This window comes from Streptomyces sp. NPDC102462 (assembly GCF_044765425.1).
Taxonomy (GTDB): Bacteria; Actinomycetota; Actinomycetes; order Streptomycetales; family Streptomycetaceae; genus Streptomyces.
Genome location: NZ_JBIWKB010000034.1, coordinates 1 through 12105, shown reverse-complemented (window position 1 = coordinate 12105; position 12105 = coordinate 1). Strand labels below are relative to the sequence as shown.

Below are 12105 nucleotides of genomic sequence, written 5' to 3'. Positions count from 1 at the left end.
CGCGAGCCGCGGCCCGCGGATTTGACACACGGAATGGCCGGACGTCTCCTGGAAGAGGGAAAACTGCTCCCGGAGGCTGCTGATGGCAACCTACGAGTATGTGTGCAGCCGGTGCGGGCCATTCGATGTGAAACTGGCCATCGGTACGGCGCCCAAAACCCAAGGATGCCCTGAATGCGCGGGCGAAGCGAGACGTGTGTTCTCCTCCCCCGGCCTTTCGCGGACCTCGCATGCGGCCACTGCCCTGCGGGCCCGGGAGGAGCAGTCCCGTGAGGCCCCGGCGGTGGTCTCCGAACTCCCGCCGGGCAACGGGGTGCGCCGACGTACGCACCCCGCGCTGCCGCGGTTGCCGCGCCCCTGAGGACGGTGGCCGACGAGCGGAACGTCTCATGACTCCGCTGCCCATGCGGGCTTAGGAGGTGCCTCCCCGTGGCGAACGTGGGACTGCTCTTCGTCGGTGCGGTGCTCTACATCAACGGACTGCTGCTGCTCGGAAAGGTCGAAGCCCGCTCGGCGGCGGTGTTCAACCTCTTCGTGGGCGCGCTCCAGGTCCTGACGCCGACCTATCTCATCTTCGTGGCCGACAACGACCCGAAGAAGATACTGGCGGCGTCCGGCCTGTATCTTTTCGGCTTCACCTATCTCTATGTAGGCATCGGCCTCCTGGTCGTCCTCGACACCACCGGGGTCGGTTATTACTCGCTCTTCGTGGCCATCACGGCCCTGGGGTATTCGTACGTCAATTTCCGGCTCGTGAAGGACAACCCCTTCGGAGTCATCTGGCTCTACTGGGCGTTTCTGTGGTTCCTGTTCTTCTTGCTGCTCGGTCTCAAGAAGGAACGGCTCACCGCCTATACGGGCTGGGTCACGGCGATCGAGGGCTGGGTGACGGGTGTGATCCCCGCCGCTCTGCTGCTCTCCGGCTACTGGAAACACCCCGATGAGACCGCCATCGCCCTGGGGGCCTTCGCGGTCGTGGTGTTCGGGGCGCTGTGGCCGCTCACCCGGAATACCCGGAACCGTCCGGCTACCACCGCTTCGACGACCGAGTCGAGCACACCCACCTGACCGGACCGGAAGCAATGAGGAAATTGCCATGCCTGAAGTTCTCTTCACCGTCGACCAGAGCAAATCCATGCGCGAGCAGGACGTACCGGGGCACAACAGGTGGCATCCCGACGTCCCCAACGTCACCATGGTCAAGCCAGGAGCCGAGTTCCGCGTCGAGTGCCGTGACTGGACCGACTGCCAGATCGGCGACAACGACTCCGCCAACGACGTACGCGACATCGACCTGACCATCCCCCACATGCTCAGCGGGCCGATCGGCGTGGAGGGGGCCGAACCCGGCGACCTGCTCGTCGTCGACATCCTCGACCTCGGTCCCGTACCGCAGCAGCGCGGGGACGCGGCCGGCCAGGGCTGGGGCTACACCGGCATCTTCGCCAAGGCCAACGGCGGAGGGTTCCTGACCGACTACTTCCCGGACTCCTACAAGGCCATCTGGAACTTCCACGGCCAACAGGCGGTCTCCCGCCACCTGCCCGGCATCCGCTACACCGGGATCACCCACCCCGGGCTGTTCGGAACGGCGCCGTCGGCCGAAATGCTCGACCGCTGGAACGCCCGCGAGAAGGCGCTCATCGACACCGACCCGAACCGGGTACCGCCGCTCGCCATACCTCCCGACGCCAACAACGCGCTCGCCGGCACGGCCACCGGGGACCTCGCCACCCGCATCGGCGAGGAAGGCGCCCGCACGGTGCCGGCCCGGGAGAACGGCGGCAACCAGGACATCAAGAACATGACCCGCGGCTCGCGTGCCTTCTTCCCGGTGTACGTCCAGGACGCCAAACTCTCCGCGGGCGACCTGCACTTCAGCCAGGGCGACGGAGAGATCACCTTCTGCGGCGCCATCGAGATGGGCGGCTACATCGACTTCCACATCGACCTGATCAAGGGCGGCATGGAGGCGTACGGCATCACCACCAACCCGGTGTTCATGCCCGGCAACGTCGAGCCGCGCTACACGGAGTTCATGAGTTTCATCGGGGTCTCGGTCGACCACGACACGGACACCAACTTCTACATGGACGCCACGCTGGCCTACCGGCGGGCCTGCCTCAACGCCGTCGAGTACTTCAAGCGGTTCGGCTACAGCGGCGAACAGGCCTATCTGCTGCTCGGCTCCGCGCCCGTCGAGGGACGCATCAGCGGCATCGTCGACATCCCCAACGCATGCTGCTCGCTGTACGTGCCCACGGCCATGTTCGACTTCGACGTCCGCCCCACCGCCGCGGGCCCGACAAAGGCAGACCGCGGCCAATGCGCCCTCACCACCGCCTAACCCCAACCCGGCCCCGCACCCCCCTGCGGGGCCACCCCTGTCTCAGTGCGCCTGGCCGTTCGAAGCCGGTGCCGGGTCCCGCGTTCTTGACCGTCAGGGGCAGCAACTTCGGTGCGGTCAGTTTCGGTGCGGTCAGTCCAGCAGCTCGTTCACCAACTCGCGAATACGCCGCTCGATCTCGTTCCGGATCGGGCGCACCGCATCGACCCCCTGCCCGGCAGGGTCGTCCAACTGCCAGTCGAGGTACCGCTTGCCCGGGAAGACTGGGCAGGTGTCACCGCAGCCCATCGTGATCACGACGTCCGATGCCCGTACGGCATCCACCGTGAGTACCTTCGGCGTCTCGGCGGAGATGTCGATGCCGCGTTCCTTCATCGCCTCCACCACGGACGGATTGACGGTGTCGGCAGGGGTCGAGCCGGCGGAGCGGACCTCAACGCGCTCCCCCGCAAGATGGGCGAGGAAGGCCGCAGCCATCTGGGAACGGCCCGCGTTGTGGACGCAGACGAACAGGACGGACGGGCGGTCGCTGGGAGCAGTCATGGCGTCTCTTCTTGGGCAGAACGGATCAGGGAGCGGCGGGAGCAACGGATTCAACGGCGCTGTGCGGGACAGGGGCATTCGCCGCAGCGGTGACGGAACGCCCGAACAACGCCGCCACCAGGCTCAAGCCGACAATGCCACCGACCAGTTGAGCGACGACGAACGGGGGAACGGAGGCCGGCGCGATCCCGGCGAACGTATCCGTGAAGGCCCGCCCGATGGTCACCGCCGGGTTGGCGAAGGACGTGGACGAGGTGGACCAGTACGCCGCCCCGATGTAGCACGCCACCGTCGCCGGACCCAGGTGGGCACGCCCCGCACGGTTCAAGCCGAAGATCAGCAGCACGAGGCCGGCGGTTGCGACTGTCTCGCCCAGCCACAGGTGACCGCCCGAGCGGTCATGCGTGGACCACTTCACGAGCGGTTCGGCGAACATGGCATCAGCGAGAACCGAACCGCCGGCCGCGCCAACGGTCTGAGCGGAGATGTACGCAACCAGCTCCCGCTTCGCCGGCCCGTCTCCACTTGTGCGCCCGAAGAACCAGGCCGCGAGAGTCACGACCGGGTTGAAGTGGGCGCCGGAGACCGGTCCGAGGAGCACGATCAGCACGCCCAGGCCGAAGACGGTGGCCAGCGAGTTGGCGAGCAGCTGCACGCCCACGTCACGCGACAGCTCAGCCGCCTGGATCCCGGAGCCGACCACTACGGTGACGAGAGCGGCCGTTCCCACCCCTTCGGCCAGCGCACGTCGCGCCAGTGAAACGCTCACGCGGGCACCGCGGCAGGCTCGGCAATGGTCAGGAACGCGGCCAATCGCTCCAGTACGCCGGGCAGCACCCAGTAGTAGACCCAGGTCCCGCGCCGCTCGCAGTCGATGAGTCCTGCCTGCCGGAGCAGCTTGAGGTGGTGCGAGATGGTCGGCTGCGACAGATCGAAGGCGGGCGTCAGGTCACACACGCACACCTCACCGCCCTCGCCACGTGAGGCGATCATCGACATCAGCCGCAGGCGGACCGGATCGCCCAAGGCCTTGAAGATCTTCGCCAGCTCCACGGCCTGGCCCTCGTCCAACGGAGCGGACGCAAGCCCCTGGCAACAGCCCTCGTCGGCACCCTGGCCGAGGATCTTCAGTTCCTGTTTCGACATGCCTCTATGTTGACGTTTTTCGATCCAAGGCGCAATGTTGCATCAACGAACGTCAATACAAGCCGTTCCGGGGCAGTGCCATGCCCCGCCATCCGGGAGTACGTCATGTCCGATCGGTCCACCGACCTGCGCGAAACCGTCCGACAGCGCTACGCCGCCGCAGCCGTGCAGGTGACCGAAGGCGGCACCGCCTGCTGCGGGCCCGAGCCCGTCGAGGTCGACAAGAACTTCGGCTCCGCCCTCTACACCGCAGACGAGCGCGACACCCTGCCCGCCGAAGCCGTGGCCGCATCCCTCGGCTGCGGCAACCCCACCGCCGTAGCCGACCTCCACGAGGGAGAGCGCGTCCTCGACCTCGGTTCGGGCGGCGGTGTCGACGTGCTTCTGTCCGCCCGCCGCGTCGGTCCCACCGGCAAGGCGTACGGCCTGGACATGACGGATGAGATGCTGGAACTCGCCCTGGCCAACGCGGCGAAGGCCAAGGCGGCCAACATCGAGTTCCTCAAGGGCACGATCGAGGCGATCCCGCTCCCGGCGAACACCATCGACGTGGTGATCTCGAACTGTGTGATCAATCTGTCGACGGACAAGCCCAGCGTATTCGCCGAAACCTTCAGGGTCTTGAAGCCCGGCGGCCGTATCGGCGTCTCCGACGTGGTCGCCGACGACGCACTGCCGGCGGCCCAGCGTGCGGAACGCGGCGACTACGTCGGCTGCATCGCAGGCGCCCTGTCCTTCACGGAGTACCACGAAGGTCTCAAAGCGGCCGGATTCAGCGACATCGAGATCACCCCCACACACCCCGTCGCCGACGGCATGCACTCGGCCATCGTGCGTGCCACCAAGCCCATGTCCGCCTCCACACAGACATCTCCGCCCGCAGAGGTTGCCGCCACCGGGGCCCCGTCAGCATCCGGCTGCGGCTGCCAAACCTGACAAGTTGATAGTCCCGTGCTTGTCGGGCCCCCTCTCGACGTCGCCTTTGCTCGGCTTCGATCTGCCGCTGGTAGGGCAGCTGGAATCAGCGGTGCGCGCAGGTCACCAACATGCGTAGGGTGCACGGACCGCCGACGGCCCGAAGCACCATCAGCAGCCAAGGCGGCAGCCACCTCGTGTTGCCGGTAGCGTGTGGCCCACGGAGCCCGCCCGGCTGCTTCCCCTGACAGGAATGCGGACGGGCGGGCGCCTTGTTGACGCCCGCCCGTGGGCGAGGGGCTGGCAGGATTGTCAGCAGGGGAACGTTGTCGGTCAGTTCGCCGCTGCGTCCTTGGCTTGGGGTTTATCGCCAATCTCGTCAGCGGGATCGGCCACACGGTAGCGGCCCATGCTCCTGAAGATCAGAACGGCACCCAGGGGGGTCATGCCATAGAGCACGGGGAAGTCTTTGCCGAATCTGGGGATGAGGAAGGCCAGCCCTGCGAGGGCGATGATCAGGACAGGACGCCTGATGACGTGACTGCAAATGATTCCCAGTCGGCGCCATCCCCGTGCTTCGGTGAGCCGTGTCCAGTCTGACGGTGACATGACGTCAGCGTAGTCGTGGAGCACTCGGCGATGCAGCTGCGTGTTCGTGAGGGCCGAGGCTCGGGGGCGAAGGTGTGAGTCCTTGCCCCCGGCCGGCAGGTTCTCAGGCTGCTGCCGCCTTGCGCTTGGCGGTGGTGCTGGCGAGGCGGAAGGACTGGGTGCCGGTCTCGATGATGTGGGCTTCGAAGGTGAGCCGGTCGCTCACCCGGGGCCAGAACAACCCGGTACCCCGGGGCCAAAAGAGGCCGCCCTAAACACACCTCGTCCCTGGACCAAAGCCAAAACGCAGCGCGACGGCCCCGGTAGCTGCCAGGCGCGGGGGTGGTCCGGTCTCGGTATGGGGTTGTGGAGCGCGGCCCCTCAATCGAGGGGGAAGCCCTCGAAACTTCCGAGGAGCCGCGCCCGCGGGCCGGAGAGGTCAGGCTCCGGCCGGTGACCGGGTCGCCGCCCACTCCCGATCGCGAGGGAGCAGACCAGGGCGGCGCCCCGGCGCTTCTCAGGCCGCGTTTTCAGCCCGCAGCCGATCGAGGTCAAGGCGACACCACACCGTCTTGCCCCCTTTGGTCCCCGGTGACCACCAGACCGCCTCCGCCAGCCGCTGGACGATCAGCAGCCCGCGCCCGCGGTCCGGCAACAGCGCCTCGGGAAAGTCGCCTGCCAGCGCGGGGGAGATGAAGTCACCCGCAGGGAGATCAGGCGGAGTCGAGTCTTCATCCGAGACGCCGATCACCAGCACCTCAGGCCAGGTCATCAGCGACACGTCGACCCGACGCGCGGCGCCCGGCGTGGCCAGGCGGTCATCCGGCACCGCGTGGTGTACGACGTTGCCGACGAGTTCGGAGACGACGAGCCGCGCGTCATCGACCGCGTGCGCCAGTCCCCAGGTACGGAGATAGGAGCTGACCGTGTCGCGTGCGGCCTTGACGCAGTCCGCGTCTTCCGCGCAGACCGTCAGTGATCGGAAGTGGCCGTGCGCCGGATCGTGAACCGAGCGGCGCAGAAAGCTCGACCCCGAGGCATTCGCCGTGTGTTTGCTCTGCTGCGCTTCCACCGCGTTCCCTCCCGAGCACTGGCGAGCCCGACAGCCCGCCGATCTGTGCCGAACAGTCAACGACGGAGGGGATGCAAGCGGGAGCGTTCCCCTGGGGGTTCACATGAACACCCGCAAGGCCAAGGGGGTTCACAAATGGACCCCCCGGCGAGACCGCTGTGACACGATGAATACTCGCCGTCATTCTCGGGTTGGCAGGGGAGCATGAGCCGAGAGCCAAACGCGCAGTTGATCGCCGTGATGGACGAAGCGAAGGTCTCGAACAAGGGCCTTGCGAAACGCATGGCGGACGAGGCCACTCGGCGCGGTCTCGAACAGGGCTCAGGAACCACACACATCTCTGTGAAGCGTTGGCGCGAAGGCGCGGGCATCCGGCCGGAGACAGCGGCGCTCATGGCAGACGTACTTGCAGCCAAAATCGGGCGCCGCATCACACCGGGCGATCTCGGATTCTTCGACCACACCAAGGCGACTGCACCGAAGCCGATCGGCTACCCGAGCACTGTTCCCGACGTCCTGTCGAGGCTTGACGGACTCGCCCAGGAACGCGCCGACAACCCCACTCCGGGCCAACTGATCGTCGCAGAGGCCGACCTCAGCTCGGCCGTTCTGGCATGGATGATCGCGCGCCCCGACGGCATCCAGGCGGACAGGCCCGCCCATCAACGAGTCGGCATGCGAGATGTTCGCGCGGTCAGGGACGCGGCCGGAACCTTCATGGCTCTCGACTTCAAGTACGGCGGGGGCCACGGGCACAAGGCCCTACGCCATTACTTCCGGCACGAGGTACTGCCCCTGCTCAACGCGAGCTACAGCGAGAAGGTGGGCACCGCGTTATTCGGCGCCGCCGCGGAGGTCTCCCAGTTGCTCGCGTGGACTGCATACGACGCCGGAAATCACCGGCTCGCGCACCGCTACCTCACTTCCACGCTGCGCCTGTCCCAAGTCGTAGACGACCGCATGTTCGGCGCCCGCATCCTCGGCAACCTCAGCCACCAGGCCAACTACCTGGGCAACCACTCCCAAGCCATCCAGTTGGCCCGCGCCGCCGTCGAGGGCGCCAAGGGTCGTGCCACTCCACGCGCCCTGTCGAACTACTCAGCCATGGAAGCACGCGCCCTGTCCAACGCGGGCGACGGAGTCGCGGCAGCCCGTGCGATGAAGGAGGCAGAGCGCCACTTCGAACGCGCCGACACAGCCGACGACCCCGCTTGGCTCGGCTACTTCGACGAAGCGGAACTCATGGGCGAACTCTGCCACTGCTTCCGCGACCTCAAGATGCGCCGGGAAGCCGTCGAACAAGCCCAGCGCGCGGTGGACAGTACCGACCCCAAGTACGCCCGCACCCTAGGCTTCTGCCGCATGGTGCTCGCCCAAAGCCAACTACTCAACGGTGAGTTGGAAGCCGCCGTGACGACCGCGGGTCTCGCAGTCGAAGGCGGTGACTCCCTCCAGTCGACCCGCTTCCAGCGCTACGTCACCGACTTCCAGAACGAGGTCAGCGTGCACGCGGCGAACCCGACCGTGGCCGCCTTCAACGAGAAGGTACGAGACGCGCTTGCCCGCATGGACGAGGACGACGAGTAGCAGCTACCAGGGCCGCCAGTCGCGAGGCGCATCGTCATTGCGCAGGCCGGCGATACGTCGGCGGTACTCGGCCGCGGTTTTCTCGTCCTCCCGCACGTTCTGCATGAGCCACGTCGTCATCCCGAACTCCTGGATGCCACGCAGCGTCTCGTACCCCTGCCAGTCGTACAGATCGCGCCCGTACGCGGCCACGAAGTCGGCGTACTGCTCATCGCTCTGCCACCCGAGGCTGTGGTGTTCGACGGCCGTGACCATCAGATCCCACTCGGGATGGTCATAGCAGAAGGCTTCGAAGTCGATCAGGATCACGCGGTCTTGGTCGTCCACCATGAGGTTCTGCACGTGAGCATCCCCGTGCACTGGCCCTTTGGGCGTCTCGAAGCGCAGCTCACGGAACTTGTCGCGCAGCTCGCGCCACCGCTTCCGCAAGAAGACCTTGTCGTCATCGGGGATGACTGCCCGGTCGAGCCGCAGCTGTTGCTTGTCGAAGGGATCGTACGAGGGCAGCGAAAGATCATCCGGCACTGTCAGCGAGTGCAGGTCCCGCAGGACCCGCCCCAGCTCCCCATATGTCGCCTTGCGGCCCGCCTCGCTGATCAGATGCCAGAACGTCACCGGGTGACCATCGATCAAGAGTGGCTGCTCCAGGTCCTCAACGATCTGAGCCGCTGGGAACTGTTGTTGAGACAGCCACCGCGACACACCCACTTCGACGCGAGCCTTGGGCAACCACTCTGCCCCCCGCGCCACGCGCACGATCACAGGCAACGCGGCCAGCCGAAACAGCGCGTTCTCCCCGAGGCGGATCAGCTCTGCGCCTCTGTCATCGAGACCCGCGGCCCGGCAGGCGGCGGCCATCACCCGCGCAGCCTTCGCCGACGTGAACCCCTCTTGCGTTCGAGCAGCGTCAACCGCCATGCCCGTACCAGCTCCCCTAGTCGTGCGCGATCAACCAGCGCACGCCTACGGGCGACCAACCCGACGCACGCCAGACACGACCTCGACGGTACCCACAGATCCATCGCCTGACGAGGACAGCGCAGACCAGGAGACGCATCAACGGCCTCCCGGAAATCAGGAGGCCGTTGATGGATCGCCCAGGCTCAGAGGCTCTGTCGGTACTCAGACCAGGTTTCGGAGGCGGACATCATTCGGGAGGTCCAGGAGTCGGGGCTGTCTCCGCCGATTTCGGCCCACATCCGTTGGTTGGCCAAGGCGAAAACACTCAGCGCCTCACGAGAAGCTGATTCCCACGCAGGAACCTGCTCTGCCCACTGCTCGGCACTCTGCGGGGAATGCTCACCGGCCGCCATGAGCCAAATCACCCAGTAGGCAGCGTCCAACCACGGTGCGCCACGAGTAGCCCAAGCCCAGTCGACCATATAAGCGCGGTTTTCCTGGATCAGTACGTTTTCGTTGTTGAGGTCGGTATGCAGCAGCAAGTTGCCCACGAATAGATCGGACTGGGAGACGTCATCCACGTACTTCCTCAGCCGCTGTCCGGCTTCCCGCAATTCGATCGGGGGGCATTCGGTCTCACTGAGGCCGATCAGAAGGCCGACCATCAGCGGAAGGTCTTGTGATCCGTGACTGTAGTCCGCGTGATGGCCCTTGATGTGGGCGAATCCCAGCAGATCCCAGCCACTTTCTTTGACCCGCCAAAGCAGCTCAGGGGAAATCCCCTTCAGGTAAGGGTTCACCTCGGCTTCGCGCTCCTGGGTCCAGGCCCATCGATGGTCGGTTCGAAGACCCTTCACGTGAACCGTGCCGGCATCGCAGTGCAGACGGGCCGCGATCTGGCTGTTGAGGCCGGCGGATACCGGCTCTACACGGTGAATCCGGCCTACGTGGGAGGCGACCGCCGCGCGGAGGGCCGAGGGCAGCTCATCGAAGTCGGTGCGAGACGCCATGGGGTCACTCTCTCATCAACGAGGCGGGGGCCCCGCAAAGCAGGGCCCCCGTCGTGCGCGCTGGTCAGTTGTACGGGTTGTCGTTGCCGCAACCGGGCTGTGCGTCGGCCGTCAGCTCCTCCACGTCGTCCACCAGGACGACCGCGGATGCGGCCTCCGTCGCGGACGACGTTTCCACGGTGTTGACAGTGGCAGCGGTCATGACTCCTCCTCGAATCCGTGTTGGCAGTAATTGCGGAGTGGTGCCTTCGCTTGCTGGTAGAGCTTGGCGAGTGGCCTGCATACCCGGCAGGAGCCGGACAGCTTGCACCCGCTACAGCCCCCAGTGCGAAGCATTTGGACATCTGCGATGAGCGGCAGATCCCTTAACCCACCAAGCCCGGTAGACATGAGATTGATGGGGTTCTCTCGTCCGACCTTGCACATGGTTGCGTTGCCGAACGGGTCCAGGTGGAAGAAGGTATGTCCCGCAGGGCAGCCCCGGAACACCTCTTCTCGGTTGATGTATTCGGTGACCTGGAAGTCAAGGGGACCCTTGTCGCCGTCGTAGGACGGAGAGATGTTTGCGAACGCCTTGTGCGGGATACCAAGGCTTTCCGCCAGGGACTTCATTTCATCGACTTCATGGGCGTTGTGCTCGGTCACGATGAGCGACAGCTCAAGGGGAAGTTCTGCTTGAATTGATCGACGTCGTGGTCGGTAAAGTAATGGAGGTATTGCAAGAAGAGCTGCAGTGTCACGCGCTCCGCTCGCCCTGCTCTTGCGAGAGATGAACTACGGCGCGTTCGCCCACTACTACTTGCACTGTCCGCTTGTCTCCTCGCGGAACGTTGAATGCTACACGCTTCCTCCGTTTGGGTTTGAGGAGGGTCGACATGAAGTCAGTGGGTTCGTTGTCTCCGACGAAGATATCGGTGACGATTGCGACGCTCATCTTTTCCCTGACTAGCTCAATTTCCAGCGCCAGCTTTCGTACATCGACTGATCCGAGGGATTCGCCTGTGTCTGGATCTGTCACCTCGACTGTTCTGAACAGAACTACCTCGTCGCCCTCCGCGACCCCTTTGTTGGATCCTGCGTTGATGGCAATCCTGGAGTCGTCGACAAGTGCCGCCAACTTCGCATTGATCTCGCTCATTCCACCGGCTCCTCGTTAAGCTCTTCCGTTACATGTACCATTTCTTCGCCATCCTTGAGGCGATATCTGGCTAGCGCCACGGAAGGAGGAAGGTCTTCTTCCAGCTCTGCCTTCTCTGAGATGGTGAGCCAGAAGTCGTCGTCCAAGACGCTCACACAAACGAGGTGAACCGATTTCGAGGAATGCCCTTCGCTGCGCACCTCAACGATCCCCTTGATTGAGTTAGATAGCTTCAGGATAACCAGGTAGCGGGCTCCTGGTTGAGGTGGCCTGCCTGAGCATTTGGCTATTAGGACTACCCCGCCCGATTCTTTCATCACGCCAGTCAGCTTTGGCGTTTCGGTGGAGTAGGCGCCGACGATACCGCCCGCCTTGCGGATGCCCTCGCGTACGCCGCGTTCGTATTCTGTTCCCTCCTCCTCGGATTTTTTGATAAGCTCCGCCAGAAGGTGCTCCTTTTCCTCCTTCATTTTCGCGTTGATCTCCAGGAGGCGGGGATAATTGGTGATGCGATTCGTGTACTCGACGCTGCGCTTGTACCCGCGAGGAATCAGCACTACGACTGTGGCGTAAGTAAGGGCTCCTCCCCCGACAAGCCAGAATGCCCATGTAGCGTGAACGCTAGCGGCGGTGATGTATGAACCGACGATTCCGGCGAATGCCAAAAAGGATGAGCCTAGTGTCTCGTGATCCTGTTCATGGAACCTGAGGCTTCTGTGATCGTTGAGTCAGGTATGGATCTCTCCTCTGAACAGATGGCAGAGCTGCGGGAGTTGGCCGGGTCGCGGGATGTTCCGGCCGATGTGGCGCTTCGTGCTCGGGTCGTGTTGTGGTCCGGTGAGGGGCGGCGGCGCAAGGA

At 64.9% G+C, this 12105-nt stretch carries 17 protein-coding genes; 5 read left to right on the top strand and 12 right to left on the bottom strand.

Annotated elements, in window-relative coordinates; translation table 11 throughout:
- Window positions 1-82 precede the first annotated feature (82 nt).
- The 3 genes from ACIRFL_RS26605 (at window position 83) to fmdA (ending at window position 2347) form a co-directional block, all read left to right on the top strand.
- Window positions 83-361, top strand: coding sequence for an FmdB family zinc ribbon protein (locus tag ACIRFL_RS26605; RefSeq protein WP_404033170.1), 279 nt, complete (start codon window positions 83-85; stop codon window positions 359-361).
- A 68-nt stretch (window positions 362-429) separates the two neighbouring features.
- Window positions 430-1068 (top strand): AmiS/UreI family transporter, encoded by a 639-nt coding sequence (locus ACIRFL_RS26600; protein WP_404033167.1) that lies wholly within the window; start codon window positions 430-432, stop codon window positions 1066-1068.
- A 28-nt stretch (window positions 1069-1096) separates the two neighbouring features.
- Window positions 1097-2347: a formamidase gene (gene fmdA, locus ACIRFL_RS26595; RefSeq protein ID WP_404033164.1), complete on the top strand. Its 1251-nt coding sequence runs from the start codon at window positions 1097-1099 to the stop codon at window positions 2345-2347.
- A gap of 132 nt (window positions 2348-2479) precedes the next feature.
- Here fmdA and ACIRFL_RS26590 read toward each other — a convergent pair whose 3' ends face one another.
- From ACIRFL_RS26590 to ACIRFL_RS26580, 3 genes are read right to left on the bottom strand one after another with little or no spacing between them, the layout of a single operon-like run.
- Window positions 2480-2890: an arsenate reductase ArsC gene (locus tag ACIRFL_RS26590; protein WP_404033162.1), complete on the bottom strand. Its 411-nt coding sequence runs from the start codon at window positions 2888-2890 to the stop codon at window positions 2480-2482.
- Between the two features lie 25 nt (window positions 2891-2915).
- The gene (locus tag ACIRFL_RS26585; protein ID WP_404033159.1) at window positions 2916-3659 is read right to left on the bottom strand and encodes an aquaporin; all 744 of its coding nucleotides are present in this window, start codon (window positions 3657-3659) and stop codon (window positions 2916-2918) included.
- Window positions 3656-4036, bottom strand: a complete 381-nt coding sequence (locus ACIRFL_RS26580; protein WP_404033157.1) for an ArsR/SmtB family transcription factor — start codon at window positions 4034-4036, stop codon at window positions 3656-3658. Before ACIRFL_RS26580 ends, ACIRFL_RS26585 begins: the two co-directional genes overlap by 4 nt.
- Before the next feature lie 105 nt (window positions 4037-4141).
- On the opposite strand from ACIRFL_RS26580, the gene arsM reads away from it, so the two are divergent.
- Window positions 4142-4972, top strand: a complete 831-nt coding sequence (arsM, locus tag ACIRFL_RS26575) for an arsenite methyltransferase (RefSeq protein WP_404033154.1) — start codon at window positions 4142-4144, stop codon at window positions 4970-4972.
- 312 nt (window positions 4973-5284) lie between these two features.
- On the opposite strand, the gene ACIRFL_RS26570 is transcribed toward arsM, so the two are convergent.
- From ACIRFL_RS26570 to ACIRFL_RS26560, 3 genes are all read right to left on the bottom strand, one after another.
- Window positions 5285-5560 (bottom strand): hypothetical protein, encoded by a 276-nt coding sequence (locus ACIRFL_RS26570; protein WP_404033151.1) that lies wholly within the window; start codon window positions 5558-5560, stop codon window positions 5285-5287.
- Window positions 5561-5663: 103 nt separating this feature from the next.
- Complete coding sequence (locus tag ACIRFL_RS26565; protein WP_404033148.1) at window positions 5664-5765, bottom strand: ATPase; 102 nt, start codon at window positions 5763-5765, stop codon at window positions 5664-5666.
- Window positions 5766-6056: 291 nt separating this feature from the next.
- Entirely contained in the window at window positions 6057-6611 is a 555-nt protein-coding gene (locus ACIRFL_RS26560) for an ATP-binding protein (RefSeq protein ID WP_404033145.1), read from the bottom strand.
- 204 nt (window positions 6612-6815) lie between these two features.
- Between ACIRFL_RS26560 and ACIRFL_RS26555 the strand changes: the two genes are divergently transcribed.
- Window positions 6816-8198 carry a sporulation protein gene (locus ACIRFL_RS26555; protein WP_404033143.1) on the top strand — a complete coding sequence of 461 codons (1383 nt, stop codon included), beginning with the start codon at window positions 6816-6818 and terminating at the stop codon, window positions 8196-8198.
- A gap of 3 nt (window positions 8199-8201) precedes the next feature.
- Here the strand turns inward: ACIRFL_RS26555 and ACIRFL_RS26550 are convergent, their stop codons facing one another.
- The 6 genes from ACIRFL_RS26550 to ACIRFL_RS26525 form a co-directional block, all read right to left on the bottom strand.
- Entirely contained in the window at window positions 8202-9116 is a 915-nt protein-coding gene (locus ACIRFL_RS26550; protein ID WP_404033140.1) for an aminoglycoside phosphotransferase family protein, read from the bottom strand.
- 185 nt (window positions 9117-9301) lie between these two features.
- Entirely contained in the window at window positions 9302-10108 is an 807-nt protein-coding gene (locus tag ACIRFL_RS26545; RefSeq protein ID WP_404033138.1) for an aminoglycoside phosphotransferase, read from the bottom strand.
- Window positions 10109-10172: 64 nt separating this feature from the next.
- Entirely contained in the window at window positions 10173-10310 is a 138-nt protein-coding gene (locus tag ACIRFL_RS26540) for a hypothetical protein (protein ID WP_404033136.1), read from the bottom strand.
- Window positions 10307-10753, bottom strand: coding sequence for a hypothetical protein (locus ACIRFL_RS26535; RefSeq protein WP_404033133.1), 447 nt, complete (start codon window positions 10751-10753; stop codon window positions 10307-10309). The genes ACIRFL_RS26540 and ACIRFL_RS26535 overlap by 4 nt, the downstream gene beginning before the upstream one ends.
- 91 nt (window positions 10754-10844) lie before the next feature.
- On the bottom strand, window positions 10845-11246 hold the full coding sequence (locus tag ACIRFL_RS26530) for a FlgT C-terminal domain-containing protein (protein WP_404033130.1): 402 nt from the start codon (window positions 11244-11246) through the stop codon (window positions 10845-10847).
- Window positions 11243-11911, bottom strand: a complete 669-nt coding sequence (locus ACIRFL_RS26525; RefSeq protein ID WP_404033127.1) for a hypothetical protein — start codon at window positions 11909-11911, stop codon at window positions 11243-11245. Before ACIRFL_RS26525 ends, ACIRFL_RS26530 begins: the two co-directional genes overlap by 4 nt.
- Window positions 11912-12105 lie beyond the last annotated feature (194 nt).

Bases quoted from the DNA above. Each gene is read 5' to 3' on its own strand.
- ACIRFL_RS26605 (WP_404033170.1), top strand. From the start codon at position 83: ATGGCAACCTACGAGTATGTGTGCAGCCGGTGCGGGCCATTCGATGTG.
- fmdA (WP_404033164.1), top strand. From the start codon at position 1,097: ATGCCTGAAGTTCTCTTCACCGTCGACCAGAGCAAATCCATGCGCGAG.
- ACIRFL_RS26590 (WP_404033162.1), bottom strand. From the start codon at position 2,890: ATGACTGCTCCCAGCGACCGCCCGTCCGTCCTGTTCGTCTGCGTCCAC.
- ACIRFL_RS26580 (WP_404033157.1), bottom strand. From the start codon at position 4,036: ATGTCGAAACAGGAACTGAAGATCCTCGGCCAGGGTGCCGACGAGGGC.
- arsM (WP_404033154.1), top strand. From the start codon at position 4,142: ATGTCCGATCGGTCCACCGACCTGCGCGAAACCGTCCGACAGCGCTAC.
- ACIRFL_RS26570 (WP_404033151.1), bottom strand. From the start codon at position 5,560: ATGTCACCGTCAGACTGGACACGGCTCACCGAAGCACGGGGATGGCGC.
- ACIRFL_RS26555 (WP_404033143.1), top strand. From the start codon at position 6,816: ATGAGCCGAGAGCCAAACGCGCAGTTGATCGCCGTGATGGACGAAGCG.
- ACIRFL_RS26550 (WP_404033140.1), bottom strand. From the start codon at position 9,116: ATGGCGGTTGACGCTGCTCGAACGCAAGAGGGGTTCACGTCGGCGAAG.
- ACIRFL_RS26545 (WP_404033138.1), bottom strand. From the start codon at position 10,108: ATGGCGTCTCGCACCGACTTCGATGAGCTGCCCTCGGCCCTCCGCGCG.
- ACIRFL_RS26540 (WP_404033136.1), bottom strand. From the start codon at position 10,310: ATGACCGCTGCCACTGTCAACACCGTGGAAACGTCGTCCGCGACGGAG.
- ACIRFL_RS26530 (WP_404033130.1), bottom strand. From the start codon at position 11,246: ATGAGCGAGATCAATGCGAAGTTGGCGGCACTTGTCGACGACTCCAGG.